General features: G+C 70.7%; 23 protein-coding genes. 2 read left to right on the forward strand and 21 right to left on the reverse strand.

Going from position 1 to position 19,289, the window contains the following annotated elements; genetic code table 11:
* Positions 1-5 precede the first annotated feature (5 nt).
* The 5 genes from ABD798_RS30005 to rpsB all read right to left on the reverse strand — a co-directional run bounded on the left by ABD798_RS30005 (position 6) and on the right by rpsB (position 4,176).
* Positions 6-800: a phosphatidate cytidylyltransferase gene (locus tag ABD798_RS30005; protein ID WP_344883645.1), complete on the reverse strand. Its 795-nt coding sequence runs from the start codon at positions 798-800 to the stop codon at positions 6-8.
* Between the two features lie 114 nt (positions 801-914).
* On the reverse strand, positions 915-1,472 hold the full coding sequence (frr, locus tag ABD798_RS30010) for a ribosome recycling factor (RefSeq protein ID WP_344882188.1): 558 nt from the start codon (positions 1,470-1,472) through the stop codon (positions 915-917).
* A 56-nt stretch (positions 1,473-1,528) separates the two neighbouring features.
* The gene (gene pyrH / locus ABD798_RS30015) at positions 1,529-2,263 is read right to left on the reverse strand and encodes a UMP kinase (RefSeq protein WP_344883648.1); all 735 of its coding nucleotides are present in this window, start codon (positions 2,261-2,263) and stop codon (positions 1,529-1,531) included.
* A 154-nt stretch (positions 2,264-2,417) separates the two neighbouring features.
* Positions 2,418-3,233: a translation elongation factor Ts gene (gene tsf, locus ABD798_RS30020; RefSeq protein WP_344882191.1), complete on the reverse strand. Its 816-nt coding sequence runs from the start codon at positions 3,231-3,233 to the stop codon at positions 2,418-2,420.
* Positions 3,234-3,339: 106 nt separating this feature from the next.
* Positions 3,340-4,176, reverse strand: coding sequence for a 30S ribosomal protein S2 (gene rpsB, locus ABD798_RS30025; protein WP_344882194.1), 837 nt, complete (start codon positions 4,174-4,176; stop codon positions 3,340-3,342).
* A gap of 351 nt (positions 4,177-4,527) precedes the next feature.
* Here rpsB and ABD798_RS30030 point away from each other — a divergent pair, with 351 nt between their 5' ends.
* On the forward strand, positions 4,528-5,037 hold the full coding sequence (locus ABD798_RS30030; RefSeq protein ID WP_344882197.1) for a murein hydrolase activator EnvC family protein: 510 nt from the start codon (positions 4,528-4,530) through the stop codon (positions 5,035-5,037).
* 15 nt (positions 5,038-5,052) lie between these two features.
* On the opposite strand, the gene ABD798_RS30035 is transcribed toward ABD798_RS30030, so the two are convergent.
* From ABD798_RS30035 to dprA, 3 genes are all read right to left on the reverse strand, one after another.
* Entirely contained in the window at positions 5,053-5,829 is a 777-nt protein-coding gene (locus ABD798_RS30035; RefSeq protein ID WP_344883650.1) for a FliA/WhiG family RNA polymerase sigma factor, read from the reverse strand.
* A gap of 397 nt (positions 5,830-6,226) precedes the next feature.
* Positions 6,227-7,471 carry a tyrosine recombinase XerC gene (locus ABD798_RS30040; protein WP_344882200.1) on the reverse strand — a complete coding sequence of 415 codons (1,245 nt, stop codon included), beginning with the start codon at positions 7,469-7,471 and terminating at the stop codon, positions 6,227-6,229.
* A 234-nt stretch (positions 7,472-7,705) separates the two neighbouring features.
* Complete coding sequence (gene dprA / locus ABD798_RS30045; protein WP_344882203.1) at positions 7,706-8,902, reverse strand: DNA-processing protein DprA; 1,197 nt, start codon at positions 8,900-8,902, stop codon at positions 7,706-7,708.
* 41 nt (positions 8,903-8,943) lie between these two features.
* Here dprA and ABD798_RS30050 point away from each other — a divergent pair, with 41 nt between their 5' ends.
* Positions 8,944-9,555: an amino acid transporter gene (locus tag ABD798_RS30050; RefSeq protein WP_344882206.1), complete on the forward strand. Its 612-nt coding sequence runs from the start codon at positions 8,944-8,946 to the stop codon at positions 9,553-9,555.
* A gap of 5 nt (positions 9,556-9,560) precedes the next feature.
* Here ABD798_RS30050 and ABD798_RS30055 read toward each other — a convergent pair whose 3' ends face one another.
* From ABD798_RS30055 to ABD798_RS30115, 13 genes are all read right to left on the reverse strand, one after another.
* Positions 9,561-11,072 (reverse strand): YifB family Mg chelatase-like AAA ATPase, encoded by a 1,512-nt coding sequence (locus ABD798_RS30055; RefSeq protein ID WP_344882209.1) that lies wholly within the window; start codon positions 11,070-11,072, stop codon positions 9,561-9,563.
* Positions 11,073-11,444, reverse strand: coding sequence for a YraN family protein (locus ABD798_RS30060; protein ID WP_344882212.1), 372 nt, complete (start codon positions 11,442-11,444; stop codon positions 11,073-11,075). It lies immediately after the preceding gene.
* Positions 11,445-11,646: 202 nt separating this feature from the next.
* Positions 11,647-11,970, reverse strand: coding sequence for a DUF2469 domain-containing protein (locus tag ABD798_RS30065; protein WP_030430520.1), 324 nt, complete (start codon positions 11,968-11,970; stop codon positions 11,647-11,649).
* Positions 11,967-12,788: a ribonuclease HII gene (locus ABD798_RS30070; protein WP_344882219.1), complete on the reverse strand. Its 822-nt coding sequence runs from the start codon at positions 12,786-12,788 to the stop codon at positions 11,967-11,969. Before ABD798_RS30070 ends, ABD798_RS30065 begins: the two co-directional genes overlap by 4 nt.
* Positions 12,789-12,803: 15 nt before the next feature.
* Positions 12,804-13,688, reverse strand: coding sequence for a signal peptidase I (gene lepB, locus ABD798_RS30075; protein WP_344882222.1), 885 nt, complete (start codon positions 13,686-13,688; stop codon positions 12,804-12,806).
* Positions 13,689-13,721: 33 nt separating this feature from the next.
* Entirely contained in the window at positions 13,722-14,081 is a 360-nt protein-coding gene (gene rplS, locus ABD798_RS30080; RefSeq protein WP_030430523.1) for a 50S ribosomal protein L19, read from the reverse strand.
* Positions 14,082-14,254: 173 nt separating this feature from the next.
* Entirely contained in the window at positions 14,255-15,016 is a 762-nt protein-coding gene (gene trmD / locus ABD798_RS30085; protein ID WP_344882227.1) for a tRNA (guanosine(37)-N1)-methyltransferase TrmD, read from the reverse strand.
* 4 nt (positions 15,017-15,020) lie between these two features.
* The gene (gene rimM, locus ABD798_RS30090) at positions 15,021-15,530 is read right to left on the reverse strand and encodes a ribosome maturation factor RimM (protein ID WP_344882230.1); all 510 of its coding nucleotides are present in this window, start codon (positions 15,528-15,530) and stop codon (positions 15,021-15,023) included.
* Between the two features lie 16 nt (positions 15,531-15,546).
* The gene (locus ABD798_RS30095; protein WP_030430526.1) at positions 15,547-15,786 is read right to left on the reverse strand and encodes an RNA-binding protein; all 240 of its coding nucleotides are present in this window, start codon (positions 15,784-15,786) and stop codon (positions 15,547-15,549) included.
* Complete coding sequence (gene rpsP / locus ABD798_RS30100) at positions 15,783-16,241, reverse strand: 30S ribosomal protein S16 (protein WP_344882234.1); 459 nt, start codon at positions 16,239-16,241, stop codon at positions 15,783-15,785. Before rpsP ends, ABD798_RS30095 begins: the two co-directional genes overlap by 4 nt.
* A gap of 165 nt (positions 16,242-16,406) precedes the next feature.
* Entirely contained in the window at positions 16,407-17,210 is an 804-nt protein-coding gene (locus ABD798_RS30105) for a CPBP family intramembrane glutamic endopeptidase (RefSeq protein ID WP_344882237.1), read from the reverse strand.
* A gap of 45 nt (positions 17,211-17,255) precedes the next feature.
* Positions 17,256-18,140: a CPBP family intramembrane glutamic endopeptidase gene (locus ABD798_RS30110; protein ID WP_344882240.1), complete on the reverse strand. Its 885-nt coding sequence runs from the start codon at positions 18,138-18,140 to the stop codon at positions 17,256-17,258.
* 62 nt (positions 18,141-18,202) lie between these two features.
* Positions 18,203-19,288 carry an amidohydrolase family protein gene (locus tag ABD798_RS30115; RefSeq protein WP_344882243.1) on the reverse strand — a complete coding sequence of 362 codons (1,086 nt, stop codon included), beginning with the start codon at positions 19,286-19,288 and terminating at the stop codon, positions 18,203-18,205.
* Position 19,289 lies beyond the last annotated feature (1 nt).

The following is a 19,289-nucleotide window of genomic DNA, read 5'->3' on the forward strand; positions in this document are numbered from 1 at the left end:
TCCGGCTAGGGCACCGGCACGAACAAGCTGAGCAGCAGCCACGAGACCACGGCGGAGGGCAGCAGCGAGTCCATCCGGTCCATCAGCCCGCCGTGGCCGGGCAGCAGCGTGCCCATGTCCTTGATCCCGAGATCCCGCTTGATCAGCGACTCCGCGAGGTCTCCCGCGGTCGCCGTGACCACCAGCGCGATGCCGAAGAGCACGCCCTGCCACCACTGGCCGTCGAGCATCAGCGTCAGGCTCAGCGCGCCCGCGACCATGCCCGCGACCAGCGATCCGGCGAAGCCCTCCCAGGACTTCTTCGGACTGATCGTCGGCGCCATCTGGTGCTTGCCGAAGAACACGCCCGCCGCGTACCCGCCGGTGTCGGAGGCGACCACGCCGACGATGAACGCGACCACCCGGCCCACACCGTCCTCCGGCAGCACCAGCATCGCGGCGAACGCGGCGAACAGCGGAACGTAGGCGGCGGTGAACACCGAGGCGGTGACGTCGCGGACGAAGCCTTCCTGCCCGCCCCGGAAACGCCAGGCCAGGCACGCCAGGATCGTCACGACGAACGCGGCGAGCACGCCGTCCCTGCCGAACGGCCAGGACAGCCACAGCATCGCCTGCCCGCCGACCAGCACGGGCAGCAGCGCCACCTCGATGCCCCGGCTGCGCTTGAGCGCGCCCGCGAGCTCCCAGGTGGCGACCGCGACCGCGGCGCCGATCACCGCGAGGAAGGAGTGCCGGTAGGTCAGCAGGGTCAGCAGGATGACCGCGCCGAGCGCGACACCGACGCCGATCGCGGCGCCCAGGTTGCGCCCGGCCCGGGACGCTGGCTTGCCGGAGCCGCCGTCCGGCGCGTCACCCGACGCGCCGGACGTGCTCTCACGATCCCCGGCCGACACGGCGGGGGGTACAGGAGTGGGTCATACCTCGAGCAGCTCGGCTTCCTTGTGCTTGACCAGCACCTCGACCTGGGCGACGTACTTGTCGGTGAGTTCCTGGAGTTCCTTCTCCGCCCGCGCGCCCTCGTCCTCGCCCGCCTCACCGTCCTTGACGATGCGGTCGAGCTCCTCCTTGGCCTTGCGGCGAACGTTGCGGATGGAGATCTTCGCGTCCTCGCCCTTGGTCTTGGCGACCTTGACCATCTCCTTGCGGCGCTCCTCGGAGAGCTGCGGGATGATCACGCGGATCACGGTGCCGTCGTTGGTCGGGTTGACCCCCAGGTCGGAGACCCGGATCGCCTTCTCGATGGCGTTCAGCTGCCCGGCGTCGTACGGCTTGATCACGGCCATCCTGGCCTCGGGGATGTTGACGCTGGCCATCTGGTTCAGCGGCGTCGGCGCCCCGTAGTACTCGATGTGGATGCGCGAGAACATGGAGGGGGTCGCGCGACCGGTGCGCACCGACTGGAGCTGCTCCTTGGCGACCGTCACCGCCTTGTCCATCTTCTCCTCGGCGTCGAAGAGAGTCTCGTCGATCACGGCTTCTCCTTAGTGTGCGTGCCGATGGAGCGTGCTGGCGTTGGCACCGGTGCCGCTCACGCCGGGACGGGCTCGGCGGGGGTGCTCACCAGCGTGCCGATCTTCTCACCACGCACAGCGCGCGCGATGTTGCCCTCCACCAAGAGGTTGAAGACCAGGATCGGCATGGCGTTGTCCTTGCAGAGGCTGAACGCCGTCGCGTCGGCGACCTCCAGGCCGCGCACCAGGACCTCCTGGTGGGAGATCTGGTCGAAGCGCTCGGCGCCCGCGTCCTTCTTGGGGTCGGCGGTGTAGACGCCGTCAACGCCCTTGGCCATCAGCACGACCTCGCAGCCGATCTCCAGCGCTCGCTGGGCGGCCGCGGTGTCGGTGGAGAAGTAGGGCATGCCCACCCCCGCGCCGAAGATGACCACGCGGCCCTTCTCCAGGTGCCGCTCGGCCTTGCGCGGGATGTAGGGCTCGGCGACCTGGCCCATGGTGATGGCGGTCTGCACCCTGGTGTCGATGCCGAGCTTCTCCAGGAAGTCCTGCAACGCCAGGCAGTTCATCACCGTGCCGAGCATCGCCATGTAGTCGGCGCGGTCGCGCTCCATGCCGCGCTGCTGGAGCTCGGCGCCGCGGAAGAAGTTGCCGCCGCCGATGACGACGGCCACCTGCACGCCGGTGCGGACCACGTCCGCGATCTGGGTGGCGACGGTTTCCACGACGTCGGGGTCGACGCCGACGGAGCCCCCGCCGAACATCTCGCCGCCGAGCTTGAGCAGCACCCTCTTGTAGGGCGGGTGCAGCATCACGTCGTCGGAGCTCACGTCAGTCCTCCTCGCGTCCCGCCTCGGCGGGGTCGTGGTCTGTCGGTGGCGCGGTTGCGTGCGCCACGGGTGGCACACGTGCCGAGGGCGGGGCCGCCGCGGCGTGACGCGCGCAGCAACCCCGCCCCCTGCTGACTCAGTTCTGGCCGACCTCGAAGCGCGCGAACCGGGTGACGGTCACGCCCGCGTCGGAGAGCAGGGCCTTCACGGTCTTCTTGGAGTCCTGCACGGAGGACTGCTCCATCAGCACGACGTCCTTGAAGAAGCCGTTGAGGCGACCCTCGACGATCTTGGAGAGGGCGGCTTCCGGCTTGCCCTCCTCGCGGGCGGTCTTCTCCGCGATCTCGCGCTCGTGGGCGACGAGGTCGGAGGGCACCTCCTCGCGGGTGACGTAGCGCGGCTTCATCGCGGCGATCTGCAGCGCGGTGCCGCGAGCGACCTCGTCGCCCTCGCCGGTGAACTCGACCAGCACGCCGACGGCGGGCGGCAGGTCGGAGGAGCGGCGGTGCAGGTAGGTGCTGACGACGCCCTCGAAGACGACGACCCGGTGCAGCTCCAGCTTCTCGCCGATCTTGGCGGAGAGCTCCTGGACGGCCGCGTCCACAGTCTGGCCGTCGAGGTCGAGGCCCTTGAGGGTCTCCACGTCGGCGGGCTTGTTGGCCTTGGCGACGGCGACGATCTTGTTCGCCAGCGCCTGGAAGGCGTCGTTCTTGGCGACGAAGTCGGTCTCGCAGCGCAGCTCGACCATGACGCCGCCGTCAGCGGCGACCAGGCCGTTGGCGGTGGTGCGCTCGGCGCGCTTGCCCACGTCCTTGGCGCCCTTGATGCGCAGCAGCTCGACGGCCTTGTCGAAGTCGCCCTCGGACTCTTCGAGCGCCTTCTTGCAGTCCATCATGCCGGAGCCGGTCAGCTCGCGGAGCCGCTTGACGTCGGCCGCGGTGTAGTTCCCCATGGTGCTGTGTTCCGTCCTTGATCGCCTACGTGGAGGGGTGTGCTCTTGCTGGGAGGTCCGACCGGGCGCCCCGCCCGTCACGGGGACGGACGGGGCGCGCCTGAGGTCAGGCCTGGGCGGAGTCGCCGCCCGAGGAGGCACCGGCGTCGGCCGTGGCCGGGGTCAGCAGCTCCTGCTCCCACTCGGCGAGCGGCTCCTCGCTGGCGACACCGGCCTCGGGCTTGTCAGCGCCCTCGGCGGCGGCGGTGTTGCGGCCGGAGCGCGACATCAGGCCCTCGGCGACACCGTCGGCGACCACGCGGGTCAGCAGCGCGGCGGAGCGGATCGCGTCGTCGTTGCCCGGGATCGGGAAGTCGACCTCGTCCGGGTCGCAGTTGGTGTCGAGGATCGCGACGACCGGGATGTTCAGCTTGCGCGCCTCGCCGACGGCGATGTGCTCCTTCTTGGTGTCCACGATCCAGACGGCGCTGGGCACCTTCTGCATGTCGCGGATACCGCCGAGGGTCTTCTCCAGCTTGTCCTTCTCACGCGTGAGCATGAGGATTTCCTTCTTGGTGCGACCCTGGAAGCCACCGGTCTGCTCCATGGACTCCAGCTCCTTGAGGCGCTGGAGGCGCTTGTGCACGGTGGTGAAGTTGGTGAGCATGCCGCCCAGCCAGCGCTGGTTGACGAACGGCATACCGACGCGCAGCGCCTGCTCGGAGATGGCCTCCTGAGCCTGCTTCTTGGTGCCGACGAACAGGATGGTGCCGCCGTGGGCGACCGTCTCCTTGATGAACTCGAAGGCGCGGTCGATGTAGGTCAGCGTCTGCTGCAGGTCGATGATGTAGATGCCGTTGCGCTCGGTCAGGATGTAGCGCTTCATCTTCGGGTTCCAGCGACGGGTCTGGTGTCCGAAGTGCACGCCGCTGTCGAGCAGCTGCTTCATGGTGACGACGGCCATGGCCGGTTCACACCTCATGTGATCAGCGCGTCGGGCCTTGCCCCACGCGCGGGTGGGTTGTCGCGGGGACCGGGCTGGTCACCGCCCTGGTGCCCTGCCGTCACCCGGACCGAGCGAGGAGCGAACTCCCCCGTCGGACCCCCGGGCGCCGCGCCCCGGTGAATCGGGACCCGCAGTAGCACGCGAAGTCGATCTGCGCAGTACAGACCGCGAACCGAGTGTACTCACCCTCGCCCGGGCGAGGACAACGCGGCCCCACCAGATGCGCCCAGTTGTCCACAACGACCCGGTCCGTCCACAGATCCGTCCTCGCCGCCCGCTCGCCCACCCCCGCCGAGCGACAGTGGAGCCATGCCCACGCACCTCGCTCCCCTGCTGTTGGCAGCCCTGCTGTTCCTGCCACCGGCCCCAGCACCGACGCACCTCGCGCCGTCGTCCAGCTTCGGCTGGCCGCTGGAGGGGACGCCGGTCGTCCTCCGCCACTTCGAGCGCCCCGCGCACAGCTACGCGCCGGGTCATCGCGGTGTGGACCTGGCGGGAGCACCCGAGCAGCCGGTGCTCGCGGCGGGGGACGGCACGATCGCGTTCGCCGGTCAGGTGGCCGGGCGCGGTGTGGTCTCGATCGACCACCCCAACGGACTGCGGACCACCTATGAACCACTGACGCCTGCGGTCACAGCGGGCGCGGGCGTCGTGCGCGGCGCGGTGATCGGCGCGCTCCAGCCTGGTCACGCGGGGTGCCGGGGTCCACCAGCGTGCCTGCACTGGGGCGTGCGGCGCGACAAGGACTACCTCGATCCGCTCCGCCTGCTCCGGCGTCCGGCACTGCGCCTGCTGCCCTGGGACGGCACACGGCGCTAGGTGTTGCCTAGGCGCTCAGCCGTCCGACTGCTCGGAGAGCTTGGTGCGCAACCGCAGCACTGCGCGGGTGTGCAGCTGGCAGACGCGGGACTCGGTCACGCCGAGCACCTTGCCGATCTCCGCCAGGGTCAGGTTCTCGAAGTAGTAGAGCGTGACCACGACGCGGTCGCGCTCGGAGAGCTGCGCGATGGCGTCGGCGAGCTGGCGCTTGCCGTCCTGGTCGACCAGCGAGGCGACCGGGTCCTCGGCGCGGTCGTCCGGCAGCGTCTCGGCGAGCGAGGCGCTGCCCCGGCCCGCCGCGATCAGCTCGTCCAGTGCGACGACGGAGGTGAGCTGGAGCTGCGCGTAGAGGTCGCGCAGATCGCTGACGGTGATGCCGAGTTCCTCGGACAGCTCGGCGTCCGTCGCGGAGCGCTGGAGCCTGGCTTCGAGGCGCTCGATGGCGCGCTCGACGTCGCGGGCTCTGCTGCGCACCGACCTGGGCACCCAGTCCTGGGCGCGCAGGTCGTCCAGGATCGCGCCCCGGATGCGCTGCATGGCGTAGGTCTCGAACTTCAGGCCGCGCTCGGGCTCGAACTTCTCGATCGCGTCGACGAGGCCGAAGATGCCCGACTGCACCAGGTCAGCCACATCGACGTAGGAGGGGAGGCCGGTGCCGACGCGACCGGCGACGTACTTGACCAGCGGCGCGTAGTGCAGCACCAGGCGATCGCGCAACGGCTGCGCGCGTTCGCCCCCGTAGGCGCGCCAGAGCGCCACGATCCCGGCCTCGACCTCGTCGGCGCTGCGCAGCTCGGTAGAGGCAGAGGAGGTTGAGGCAGAAGAGGAGGCCTTCGCACCACTCGTCTTCGACGCGGCCCTGGTTGTCGCCGTACCCGTCGCCCTGGAACCCGTCGTCCCGGAACTCGTCGTTCCAGTGCCCGTCGTTCCAGCGCCCACGGCTCCGGCGGCGGACGACTCGGTGGTGGACGACTCGGTGGTGGACGACTCCGCAGGGGCGTCGACCGACGCGGCGGGCAAGGTCTCGCCCTGCGCGGGCACACCGGAAGCCGTTGCCGCAGAAGGGGTCCGGCCGGTCTCGCCGTCCCTGTCTGAGCCGGGGTGGTAGGTCCGCGCAGGACGCCGCTGGCCCTGCTGCGACGTGGACGTCGTGGGCACAGTCGCCGTGCGGGACCCTCCCCCGGCAGCGTTAGGAACGGGGGTGGGTTCGGTCATGGATCGCCTTCAGCCGTTCGACGGTGACGTGGGTGTAAAGCTGCGTTGTTGCGAGCGTAGCGTGACCGAGCAGTTCCTGGACGCTGCGGAGGCCGGCTCCGCCTTCCAGCAAATGCGTCGCCGCGGTGTGGCGCAGGCCGTGCGGCCCCATGTCCGCCGCACCGGGAACGGCGCCGACCACGTCGTGCACGACTCGCCGCGCGGTGCGCGGGTCCAGCCGCCGCCCACGCGCTCCGAGAAACAAAGCCGCTGGTTGTTCCCCCTTCACCAGGAGTGGCCTGCCCTTGGCGAGCCAGCCGTCGAGCGCCTTCTGCGCGGGCACCCCGTAGGGCACCGAGCGCTCCTTGCCACCCTTGCCGAGCACCCGCACGACCCGCCGCGAGTGATCCACGTCGCCGACGTCGAGGCCGCACAGTTCGGAAACTCGGATGCCGCTCGCGTACAACAACTCGACCACCGCGTGGTCACGGAGAGCCAGCGGATCGTCCTGTTCGGCCCCTGACGCCGATGCGCGCATCGCCTGCTCCGCCTGCTCCGCGCGCAGCACCGTCGGCAGCTCCCGGTGCGCTCGCGGCGACGCCAAGCGCTCGCCCGGGTCGGCGGTCATGAGCCCGTTGCGCACGGCCCACGCCGTGAAGGCCCTCGCCGAGGCCGACCGCCTGGCCAGCGTCGTGCGCCCCGCACCGGAGGAGCGCTGCGCCGCCAACCACGACCGCAGCACCGTCAGGTCCAGCGCGCCAAGCCGTTCCCGCGCGCCGCGCCGCTCCACGCCATCGCGCCCACCGCCATGCCGAACGTCGCCGCCCGGCCCCGTGCTGCCCTGGACGTCGCTGGGGTGGCCAGCACCGTCGTGACCCGCGCCGCGTTGAACGTCGCCGCCGCGGAGCCGCGTGTCCTGGGCCTGGTCGTCCTGGGCTTGGTCGTCCGGGGCTTGGTCGTCCTGGCCGGAAACGTTCTGGGCTGAAGCGTCCTGGGCCGGAGTGTCCTGGGCTGGCACGTTCGGCCCGGCGCCGGTGTGGCGCGTGCCGTTGTGGTCGAGGTGGCCGAGCAGCGAGACGACGTCGCCGATGTAGGCGCGCACGGTGTTCGGGGACAGACCGCGCTCGCTCGCGAGGTGGCGTTCGAAGTCGCCGACCACTCCGCCCAGCGCGCCGGGCAGGTCGGCGCGGAGCCGGACCAGATCGACGCGGGACGGCCGACGGTGGGTGAGGGCGTCCATGGCGTGCCTACCGCCGCGTCCCGGAACGGGGCGAGGGCCGCACCGATCCTCGTGGATCAGCGCCCTCGCGGGTCGGGACAACGGCAGCCACATGGCCACCGTAGGGGCCAGGGGCGACTACGCCAACCACTTGACCGACAGGTGGACGCAGTCAACCACTCGTCCGGGGGTAGCCCGGCTGAGCAAGCATCCGCACCCACGGCGACGATCTTCACCCGCTCGACGCACGTTTGCTCAGGTAGTCGGGGTGATGGGTCCACCTCCTTCCGCCTGGGAGGGCACGGAGCGGCCGGACCTCCGCCGCCACCCTGTGTCACCGCGCTGGGCGAGCCCGGCGATCTCCAGCATCGGCAGCACGGCGCGCACCTGTCCGAGCGGGATGCCCGCCTCCATCGACACCTGCTCGGGACTGCTGCCCGTGCGCTCGTGCAACGCCTGGTGCACGCGCAGCGAACGCGGGTCGAGCGAGTCGGTCGGGCGGACCGGAGCGTCGGCCTCCACGGTGAGGTCGCCGCCGATCCGGCCGATGGACTCCGCGACCTCGGCGACGCTGGTGACCACCTGGGCCTCGCCCTCGCGCAGCATCGCGTGGCACCCGGCCGACATCGCCGAGGTGACGGGCCCGGGCACGGCGAGCACCATCCGGCCGAGCGTGCGCGCGGTGGCGGCGGTGTTGCTGGCGCCGCTGCGCAGCCCGGCCTCCACCACGACCGTTCCCTCCGCCAGCGCGGCGATCAGCCTGTTGCGCACCAGGAACCGGTGCCGTCCGACCCTCGTGCCCGGCGGGTACTCGCTGACCACCGCTCCGGCAGCGGCGATCCGGTCGAGCAGACGCGCGTGCCCCGCCGGGTAGGGGATGTCGACGCCGCAGCCCAGCACCGCGACCGTCCGACCGCCAGCGGCGAGCGCACCACCGTGCGCGGCACCGTCGATGCCGTACGCGGCACCGGAGATCACCGTGAAACCACGCCGCGCCAAGCCGTGCGCGAAGTCGGCGGAGACGTGCTCGCCATAGCCGGTCGCGGCGCGCGCTCCGACGATCGCGACGGACTGCTCGGTCAGCTCGGCGACGTCGAGGTCGGGGTCACCGCGCACCCACAGCGCCACCGGCTCAGCCGCGTCCGCACGCCCTCGGATCGCCGCAGCGGTGAAGGACAGCAGCCGCCACGCGGGCCATCCGTCGTCCTCCGGCGTGACCAACCGAGCCCCGACCGCTGCCGCAGCGCGGAGGTCAGCATCCGGACGCCAGATCTCGGCGCGTGCGGTGGTCACCTTCGCCACCTCGGCGGGCACCTCGCCGGAGCGGATCAACGCCGCCGCCCGCTGAGGACCGTGCAGGGCCACGAAAGCGACGAGCGCGGGCGCGGGCGGCTCGGCCACCCGCGACAGGTAGGCCCTGGCCAACTCGACAGAGGGCAGCGCGCCGGTCACATCGGCCTCCCACGCACAACGACTTCCGGCAGGCTGGGGTCATGGGCGAGGACTTGGGCAGCTGGGAGCCCGCCACCCCGGCGGAGGTCGGAGCGCTGTTCGCGAACTTCCGGGGACCGTGGTGGATCGCCGGGGGCTGGGCGATCGAGTTCGCCATCGATCCGTCCACTGTGGACGGAATACGCCCGCACGCCGACATCGACGTGCTCATCCTGCGCGAACACCACCTTGGGACGCACGAAGCCCTGCCGGGATGGGAGCTGTGGGCAGCCGACCCGCCGGGAACGCTGCGCCGGTGGCCGCGCGGCGAGGTGCTGCCACCCGCAGTGCACGACGTGTGGTGCCGCCCAGGCCCGAACGCCCCGTGGCGCCTTCAGCTGATGATCGACGAGTCGAGCGGGACGGAGTGGATCTCGCGGCGGGACAACGAGATTCGCCGCCCTCCGGCTGAGGTCGGCGAAGTCACCACCGGCGGCCTGCCGTTCCTGCGACCGGAGATTCAGCTGTTCTACAAATCCCGATGCGTGAGCCCGAAGGACGAGCAGGACTTCCTCGCCGTGCTCCCCCACCTGGACGCCGACCAGCGGCAGTGGCTCAGCGACGCCATAGCGACGGGACATCCCTGGCGGGAGCGGTTGCTCGATCACGACTGAGCGAGTCACGCCGACCTCCGATCACGGAACTCCAGTGCCGAAGCCACCTCGTCCACTCCTGGCTCGTCGATCCCGGCGAGATCAGCAAGCGTCCACGCAACCCGCAAACACCTGTCGGCTCCCCTGCCGGTCACCACTCCGATGTCCAGGCCGTGGTCGAGCAGCTCGATCGCTCCGCGCGCCAACGGGAAATCCCGCCGCAGCACGGTTCCCGGCACCTCGGCGTTCGAGCCCAACCCGTACGCGGACCACCGCTGTGCGGCTCGCCGACGCGCCTCCCGCACGCGCTCGCGCACGACCGAAGTCGGCTCCGGCTCGGCGCCGTCATGGGCGGACATCGCGGTGAGCGGGCGCATCCGCACCCGAATGTCCACGCGGTCCAACAACGGGCCGGACAAGCGGGCCAGATAGCGACGCCGAGTGTTCGGCGGGCACAGGCACTCGGTGTCCCTGGGCGGAGCGCACGGGCACGGGTTGGTCGCCAGCACGAGCTGGAACCGAGCGGGATACCGCACCACACCGTCGCGGCGAGCCAGCCGGACCTCGCCCTCCTCCAACGCGGTGCGCAGTGTCTCGAGCCGACGTGGGCCGAACTCGCACGCCTCGTCCAGGAAGAGCACGCCCCGGTGCGCGCGGCTGACCGCACCGGGTTTGGCCAGCCCGGTACCTCCGCCGATCATCGCCGCGACTGACAGCGAGTGGTGCGGAGCGACGAAGGGAGGCGCGTCGATCAGTGGCGCTTCGGGGGCCAGAGCGCCTGCAACGGAGTGGATCGCGGTGACCTCCAACGCCTCCTCCGGGGTCAGCTCCGGCAGGAGTCCGCAAAGGCGTTGAGCCAGCATGGTCTTGCCCGTGCCAGGCGGCCCCACGAACAACAGGTGGTGCCCTCCAGCGGCCGCCACCTCCAACGCCCAACGAGCCTCCGGCTGGCCGAGCACGTCGGCGAGATCGACCGATGACGCCCGCTTGGCCGGAGCCCGCTCGGGCGGCGTCTCCAAGCCGTGTTCGCCGCGCAGGCATGCGAGCACCTCGTCGAGCCGCCTCGCGCCGAACACCCGCATGCCGTCCACCAGGCCAGCCTCAGGAAGGGCCTCCGCCGGGACGATCGCCTCGCGCAGCCCAGCCCGCCGCGCCGCCAGCAGACCGGGCAGCACGCCACGAACGGGCCGCACCCTGCCGTCGAGAGCCAGCTCTCCGATCAGCGCCATGTTGTCCAGCACATCCGGAGGAATGGCCTTGGCGGCGGCCAGGATCGCGCAGGCGATCGCGAGGTCGTAGCCGGAACCACCCTTGGGCAGAGCCGCTGGGGACAGCCCGAGCGTGATCCGGTGTGCGGGCCACTGCTCTCCGCTGTTGCGCACCGCCGCGCGCACGCGCTCCTTGGCCTGTTGCAGTGCCGCGTCGGGCAGACCGACCAGCTGCACACCAGGAAGGCCCGCGCCGATGTCGGCCTCCACCTCCACGGCGACGCCGTCCACACCGAACAACGCGATTGACCAAGCCCTCGCCAGTCCCACTCAGACCACCCCGCGCCGGTGGTCGATGAACGTCCTGCCGTCCGGCTGGAACAGCACCGCGACCACGTCGCAGCGGATGGCGCACCACCCGACGCGGTAGACCGACAGCCACTGCTGCGCCAGGGCTCGCATCCGGCGCAGCTTCACCTGGGTGACCGCCTCCTCCGGGCGACCGAACCCGGTGCCGGAGCGGGACTTCACCTCGCACACCACCAGCGTCTCGCCGTCGGTGGCCACCACGTCCAGCTCACCGAGGCGACAGCGCCAGTTGCGGCTGAGCACCACCATGCCCTGGCGTTCCAGGTAGCAGACGGCGAGGTCCTCACCCCTGCGCCCCAGCTCCTGGTTGGCCGCCCCACGTCGCGTCCCCACACTGCCTCCTCCCGCGAGTCCCACACCGACGAGTCCCACCTCGACGATGCGGCATCCGCGAGGCCGCCAGAGCCGCTCAGGAGCAATCTGTGGACAGCCACCCCCGATGTGGACAACTAGGCGCACCAGGTCCGCGAAGAGCGCGAAAAAGTCAGGGGCGCGTGCTGCGCGCACGCGCCCCTGACAGGAAGAACCGAGTTCGTTACTGGCCGAACGGCCCGGGCTCCGGCAGCCGCAGGTCCGGCTTGTCCAGCTCCTCGACGTTGACGTCCTTGAACGTGATCACCCGGACGTTCTTCACGAACCGGGCGGGCCGGTACATGTCCCACACCCAGGCGTCGGACATCCGCACCTCGAAGTACACCTCGCCGTCGGCGTTGCGCACCTGCACGTCAACGGCGTTGGCCAGGTAGAAGCGGCGCTCCGTCTCCACGACATAGGAGAACTGACTGACTATGTCGCGGTACTCCTTGTAGAGCTGCAGCTCCATCTCGGTCTCGTACTTCTCGAGATCCTCCGCGCTCATGCGGTCCGCGCCCCTCCTGCTTGCGAGCCTGCCACCCCGGGCACGGGGGGCACCCCATTCTGAACCACGCCGACCCGATCCAAGTGCAGCAGCCCTGATCTGACCCGGCGCGGCGCGCGCATGCCGTGCTCGGCAGCCGCCGCCACCACGTTGGCATAGGACCACCGGTGCTGGTCACTCGGCCCGTGTTTGAGCAGCGCGGCCGAGTGATCGGCCGTCGCGTAGCCCTTGTGCACGTCGAATCCGAACACCGGCAGATCCTCGTGCATTCCGGCCATGATGCGGTCCCTGGTCACCTTCGCCAGCACCGAGGCGGCGGCGACGCACGCGGCGGCCTGGTCGCCCTTGACCACCGCCATGCTCGGCGCGGTCAGCCCTGGGACCCGGAACCCGTCGGTCAGCACGTAGCCGGGGTGCTCGGCGAGCCGGGCGACCGCGCGCCGCATGCCCTCGATGTTGGCCACGTGCACGCCGATGCAGTCGACCTCGGCGGCGTCGACCACCACGACCGCGTGGTCAACGGCCCGCCGCAGGACCAGGTCGTACATCCGGTCCCTGGCGGCGGCGGTCATCAGCTTGGAGTCGTTGAGGCCCTCCAAGTGCCGCACGTCGCCTGGGCGCAGCACGCAGGAGGCGATGACCAGCGGACCGGCGCACGCGCCCCGGCCAGCCTCGTCCACCCCGGCGACGGGACCGAGGCCCCTGCGAGCGAGGGTCGACTGCAACGCCCAGGTTCCGGTGCTGGAACGCACAACCGCCCTCGGTGGCCTCGGCACGGGCAGCCGGGCACCGGGGGCGGTGCGCACGAGAGCTGTCATCAGCAGCGCTGACCTTTAGTCCTGGCTGGTCATCCGGGAGCGGATGCCGCGACTGGTGCGGCGGAACAACCAGAGCACCGGCCACGCGGCCGCGAGCCCGAGACCGGCGGGCAGACCTGCCTGCCACGCGGGCGCGGAGAGCGCGACCGCCTGCGGGTTCGGGTTGTCGATGCCCTGCCAGCGGCTCGGCGGCAGCACGATGAACTGCGCCTTGCCGATCACGTTGGCCACCGGCACCGGTCCGTGGTTGTCCGCGCGCGAGTCGGAGGAGTTGTTGCGGTTGTCGCCCATCATCCAGAGCTGGCCCTCGGGGACCTTGACGGCGGCGAACTCCTCCTGCTTGTCGCCGCGGCCCTCCTCGTAGTGGATGTAGGGCTCGGTCAGCGGCTTGCCGTCGACCTTGACCTTGTTGTCCGGAGTGCAGCACTCCACGGTCTGACCGCCGACGGCGATCACGCGCTTGACGAAGTCGCGCTCGTTCGGCGGGGCGAGCCCGATCACCGATCCGAGTTCCTGGAACCAGCGGACAACCACGTTGTCCGAGCGGTTGTCCTCGAACTCCGTCTGGCTCCACGAGTCCGGTCCGCGGAAGACCACCACGTCACCGGGCTTGGGATCGGTGAAGTTGTAGGTGATCTTGTCGACCAGCACCCGGTCGTTCGTGCACCCGTAGCAGCCGTGGAGGGTCGTCTCCATGGACTGCGAGGGGATCACGTAGACCCGGGCCAGGAAGGTCTGGATCAGGAAGGTGAGCACCAGGGCGGTGAGGATGAGGATCGGCAGCTCACGCCAGAAGGAGCTCTTCTTCTTCGCCGGCTTCTCGCCGACAGGGTGATCTCCGTCCGAAGAGCCGGAATCGGGATCACCCTGTGCGGCGGGCGAAGGATCTAGTTCAGCCACGAGGCCAGGCTACGCAGTTCTCGACGGCGTGCGTCAGGAGCTGCGGACCGTGTCGCGCTTCTCCTTGATCTTGGCGGCCTTGCCGCGCAGCTCACGGAGGTAGTAGAGCTTGGCGCGACGCACGTCACCGCGGGTCGCGACCTCGATCTGGGCGATGTTCGGGGAGTGCACCGGGAAGGTGCGCTCGACGCCGACGCCGAAGGAGACCTTGCGGACCGTGAAGGTCTCGCGCAGGCCACCGCCGTGCCGACGGATGACCACGCCCTGGAAGACCTGGACGCGCGAGCGCGAGCCCTCGATGACGCGGACGTGGACCTTGAGGGTGTCGCCCGGGCGGAAGTCCGGAATGTCGGAACGCAGCGACTGGGCGTCCAAGGCGTCCAGGGTGTTCATCGGGGGTCCGTCCTCACGTGTGCTTCGTGCTCTCCGCCTCGGGTCCACCCGTCAGATGACGAGGACATCCCCTGCGGCGGGAGATGGCTTGGCTGGGCGCACCGGGATTCACCCGGCGGCGGCAACCTGTCCAGTCTGCCAGACGGGTTGCCCGGTCATGAAATCGACCCGGGTCACTGCTGGTCACGCAACCGGTCGAGGAGTTTACGGTCCTGCTTGTCCAGCTCCGAGTCCGGGAGGGCCGCCAGCAGGTCGGGCCTGCGTTCGAAGGTCCGCTCCAGTGCTCGGTCGCGCCTCCAGCGGGCGATCGCGGCGTGGTTGCCGGAGCGCAGCACCTCGGGCACCTCGCGGTCCTTCCAGACCACGGGGCGGGTGTAGCTCGGCCCTTCGAGCAGGCCGTCGGAGAAGGAGTCCTGCTGGTGCGAGGCCGGGTTGCCGAGCACCCCGGGCAGCAGCCGGACCACCGCCTCCACGATGGCGAGCACCGCCACCTCGCCGCCGACCAGCACGTAGTCGCCGATGGAGAGCTCCTCCACCGGCATCCTGGTCGCGGCGTCGTCGATCACCCGCTGGTCGATGCCCTCGTAGCGGCCGCAGGCGAAGACCAGGTGGGACTCCCGCGCCAGCTCCTCGGCGACGGCCTGGGTGAACGGCCGCCCGGCGGGCGTGGGCACGATGAGGCGCGGCGTCGAGCCGCGTGTCACGGCACCGGCGCAGACCTCCTCCAGTGCCTCTCCCCACACCTGGGGCTTCATCACCATGCCGGGACCGCCGCCGAACGGGCTGTCGTCGACCGCCTTGTGGACGTCGTAGGTCCACTTGCGCAGGTCGTGCACGCCCAGTTCGAGCAGGCCCTTGTCGATGGCCTTGCCCAGCAGCGCCTCGCGCAGCGGGGAGAGGTAGTCCGGGAAGATCGTGATGACGTCGACGCGCACGGGCTTATTCCATGCTCAGCAGGCCGTCCGGCGGGTCGATGACCACCCGGCCGCCCGCGATGTCGACGGTCGGCACGATCTGCTCCACGAACGGGATCAGCACCTCGCGCCCGTCCTCGGCCTTGACGACGAGCAGCTCCCCGCCGGGTCCGTGTGCGATCTCGCGCACGGTCCCGACGGCGGTGCCGTCCAGCAGCTCCACGGCCAGCCCTTCGAGCTGGTGGTCGTAGAACTCGTCGGGGTCCTCGATCGGCGGGAGCCGGTCCACCTCGACGGTGAGCAGGCTCCCCCGCAGGTCCTCGGCCGCCTCGCGGGTGCCGACGCCCTCGAAGAACACCAGCAGCCGCCCGGTGTGAGGCCGGGCGGCCGCAACGGTGAGTGTTCTCGTCGAGCCGCGCACGCCGAGCGCGACACCGGGAGAGAAGCGGTCCTCGGGCGAGTCCGTTCGGACATCGATCACGAGCTCGCCCCGGACACCGTGCGGCTTCACCACACGTCCGACTACCAGGTCCACTTCGTCCCGATCTCGCTCAGCGGTCGGTGTCGATGACGTCGACGCGCAGGCCGCGACCACCGATACCGGACATGACGGTGCGCAGCGCGGTTGCGGTACGACCGCCCCGACCGATCACCTTGCCCAGGTCGTCGGGGTGCACGTGCACCTCAAGGGTGCGGCCACGCCGAGTCGTGATCAACTGGACGCGCACGTCGTCCGGGTTCTCGACGATGCCGCGGACGAGGTGCTCAAGAGCGTCCGCGAGCTCGCTCACGCCTCGCCGCCCTCGGCCTTCTCGGCGTCGCCCTCGGTCTTGGCCTCAGCCTTGTCCGCCTTCTTGGCGGGCTTCTTCTTCGGCGTGGTGGCGTCGACGCTGGGCTCGGAACCCGCGGCCTCGAGAGCGGCCTCGAACAGGGCCTTCTTGTCGGCCTTCGGCTCCTTGACCTTCAGCGTGCCCTCGGCGGGCGCGGGAAGACCCTTGTGCTTCTGCCAGTCGCCGGTCAGCTCCAGCAGGCGCTGCACGGGCTCGGTCGGCTGCGCGCCGACACCCAGCCAGTACTGCGCGCGCTCGGAGTCGACCTCGATCAGGCTCGGCTCTTCCTTGGGGTGGTACTTGCCGATCGTCTCGATCGCCTTGCCGTTGCGACGGGTGCGCGAGTCGGCGATGACGATGCGGTAGTGCGGCGAACGGATCTTGCCAAGCCGCATGAGCTTGATCTTGACGGCCACGGGTAGGAGTGCTCCTCAACTGTGTTCACGGTTGAGCGCTCGTGACCAGCGTGGGGTTGCGGGTCAGAACGTCCAGATGTCTAGGCGCCCATGACCGGCGAGAGGGGCCTGTCAGGGCGGACAGCCAGCCATTGTGCCAGATCGGTGGGGGCGGCCGAACACACCCTAGGCGGGCATCACGCCGAGCACCGTCAGCAGCAGCCCGAGCGCCGGGAGCAGGTTGTTCACCTGGTGGGCGACGATGCTGGCCAGCAGGCGCCCGGTGATCAGCCGCGCCAGGCCGATCGGGATGGCGATGACCAGCAGCAACGGTGTGCGCGCCGGTTCGAGGTGGGCGACGGCGAAGATCGAGGTGCTGACGCCGAAGGCGGCCCAGCGGCTCCACTTGAGGCGCTCGGCGGCCCCCCAGACCAGTCCGCGGTAGAGGATTTCCTCACAGATCGGCGCGATCAGCCACAGGTGCAGGAAGACCAGCACCGCGACGGTCGGCGAGAGGTGCACGCCGTCGAGCACGTTGCCCACGGCCGAGCTGGCCTCGTCCTTGCCCATCCACTTCGTCCACAGCGAGGACGCGATCAGCGTCGGGACCAGGCTGATCACCCCGATCGTCAGCCCGAGCACCACGTCCGACCAGCGCCACTCGATGCGCAGGTCGATCAGCGGGCCGTTGCCCCGGAACTTCGTCGCGGCGATGCCGACCGCGGCGGCGAGCACGATCGGCACGGACAGCGTCAGCACCAGCCCGAGGTGCGAGAGCGGTTCGCCGGGGCCGGGCCGGAACATCGCCGCGAGGAACACCGAGACCAGCAGGAACACCAGCTGCGCCAGCAGGAACGCGCCGAAACCCCAGCGGTGCGGCGTGACCGGGGTGTCGGGGCCGTGGGCCGGGGCGGGGCTGCTGCCCAGCGCGCGGAGGGAGGCCACCCACGCCCGCACGCCACCACCGCTGGACTCCTGCGGTGCGTTCACGAGCGCCTCCGTACGTCGGTGCTACCTACCTGCCTGGGAACGAGGTCAACCGGCCGCGAAGAACAGCACTGTGGCGGGCAGCAGGTTGTAGACGGCGTGCGCCACGACGCTGGCGCCGATCCGTCCGGTGATCATGCGGGCGGTTCCGAGGAGCAACCCGGCCGCGAACAGTAGCGGCATCCGGTCCGGTTCCTGGTGGATGAACGCGAACATCATCGTGGTGAGCACCAGAATCGCATACCTCGGCACCCGATAGTGTTCGAGCGCTCCCCACAGCGCACCCCTGACCAGCAGTTCCTCGGTGATCGGGGCGCCGACGGCGATGAACAGGACGAAGATCGCCAGCCAGATCGTCTGCCCCTCGGAGAACACCGGCAGCCCGGCGATGGGCCCCTGCGGACCGCCGTCACCGGCGTTGCGGACGAGGACCAGCCCGATGATCCACGCGGGCACGAGCGCGGCCAGCCCGCACAGCACGCCCACGCGCACGTCGCGCATCGTCGGCTTGAAGCCGAAGTCCGACACGGGTCCCCGGCCGCGCACCCACGACATCACGGCGGGGCCGAGGCCGAGCAGCAGGTTGGGCACGAAGGCGAGCAGCAGCAGCGGACCGAGCTTGGGCGGATCGGCGGGGTCGAAGCCGCGCAGCTGCCCCGCCATCAGCGCACTGATCAGCAGCGACAGCAGGTAGAAGCCGCCGAAGCCGATGAAGAACGCCAGGAAGCCCCAGTGCAGGCTGCCCCGGGCCGCGGCGACCTGTTCGGCCTCCCAGAACCTGGTGTGCAGCTTGAGGTCCCTGCCGTCCTGGACTCCGCGCATGGGCGTGCCGTAGGCGGCCCAGGAAGGCTGTTGTGGAACACCCATCGGCGGAGTGGCGGCCTCGGAGGGGTGGTCATCGGTGCCGCCGGGGTCCTGCCGCTGGTCTTCCACACGCCCTCCATACCCCGTGGTGCCGTGGTCAAGACGCTAGCCGGTGGTGGGGCGCCCGCAGGTCACCGCATCGGACGACCACGCAGCACCACCAGGGACGGCGTGCGCAGCGCGGCCAGGTCCAGCCTCGGGTCCTCGGCGTAGACGACCAGGTCGGCCGGGGTGCCGTGGGCGATCGAGGACATGCCGAGCCACCGCCGCGCGGCCCAGCTCGCCGCGCCGATGGCCTGCTCCGCGCTCATCCCGACCGAGTGCAGCGCGGCGATCTCGTCGGCGATGCGGCCGTGCTTGATGCCGCCGCCCGCGTCGGTGCCGGCGTAGACCGGAACGCCCGCCTCGATCGCCTGCGCGATGGTCTCGCGCGAGTTCGCGTAGAGGTTGCGCATGTGACCCGCGTACTGCGGGTACTTGGCCGCCTTGTCGGCGATCTCGGGGAAGTTCTCGATGTTGATCAGCGTGGGGACCAGCGCGGTGCCGCGCGCGGCCATCACGTCGATCACCTCGCGGCTGAGCCCGGTGCCGTGCTCGATGCAGTCGATCCCGGCGTTGACCAGCCCGGGGACCGCGTCCTCCGAGAACACGTGCGCGGTCACCCGGGCACCGGCCCCGTGCGCGACCTTGATCGCCTCGGTCAGCACGTCCTCGGGCCAGAGCGGGGCGAGGTCGCCGACGCCGCGGTCGATCCAGTCACCGACGAGCTTGACCCAGCCGTCGCCGTAGGCGGCCTGCTCGGCGACGGCGGCGGGCAGGTCGGCCGGGTCCTCGACGTCGACGCCGAGGTAGGGGATGTAGCGCTTGGGCCGGGCGATGTGCCGTCCCGCCCTGATCAGCCTCGGCAGGTCCTCGCGCTCCTGGAGCGGCCTGGTGTCGATCGGCGAGCCGCAGTCCCTGATCAGCAGGGTGCCCGCGTCGCGGTCGATCTCCGCCTGTGCGGCGGCCTCCGGCAGGTCGACCGGGCCGCCGGGGCCGATGCCGACGTGGCAGTGCGCGTCGACCAGCCCCGGCACGATCCAGCAGCCGTCCGCGACCGTCACCGCGTCCGGGACCGGCTCGAACGAGATCAGCCCGTCGGCCACCCACACATCGCGGACCTCGTCACCGTGCTCCTCACGGGGCAGGACGACCCCGCGCAGGTGCAGGTTCGGCACG

It is taken from the genome of Allokutzneria multivorans (assembly GCF_039537405.1).
Classification (GTDB): Bacteria; Actinomycetota; Actinomycetes; order Mycobacteriales; family Pseudonocardiaceae; genus Allokutzneria; species Allokutzneria multivorans.

Bases quoted from the DNA above. Each gene is read 5' to 3' on its own strand.
- ABD798_RS30070 (WP_344882219.1), bottom strand. From the start codon at position 12,788: ATGACAGCTCTCGTGCGCACCGCCCCCGGTGCCCGGCTGCCCGTGCCG.
- rpsB (WP_344882194.1), bottom strand. From the start codon at position 4,176: ATGGCCGTCGTCACCATGAAGCAGCTGCTCGACAGCGGCGTGCACTTC.
- rplS (WP_030430523.1), bottom strand. From the start codon at position 14,081: ATGAACACCCTGGACGCCTTGGACGCCCAGTCGCTGCGTTCCGACATT.
- ABD798_RS30050 (WP_344882206.1), top strand. From the start codon at position 8,944: ATGGGCGAGGACTTGGGCAGCTGGGAGCCCGCCACCCCGGCGGAGGTC.
- ABD798_RS30065 (WP_030430520.1), bottom strand. From the start codon at position 11,970: ATGAGCGCGGAGGATCTCGAGAAGTACGAGACCGAGATGGAGCTGCAG.
- ABD798_RS30030 (WP_344882197.1), top strand. From the start codon at position 4,528: ATGCCCACGCACCTCGCTCCCCTGCTGTTGGCAGCCCTGCTGTTCCTG.
- pyrH (WP_344883648.1), bottom strand. From the start codon at position 2,263: ATGCTGCACCCGCCCTACAAGAGGGTGCTGCTCAAGCTCGGCGGCGAG.
- ABD798_RS30040 (WP_344882200.1), bottom strand. From the start codon at position 7,471: ATGGACGCCCTCACCCACCGTCGGCCGTCCCGCGTCGATCTGGTCCGG.
- tsf (WP_344882191.1), bottom strand. From the start codon at position 3,233: ATGGGGAACTACACCGCGGCCGACGTCAAGCGGCTCCGCGAGCTGACC.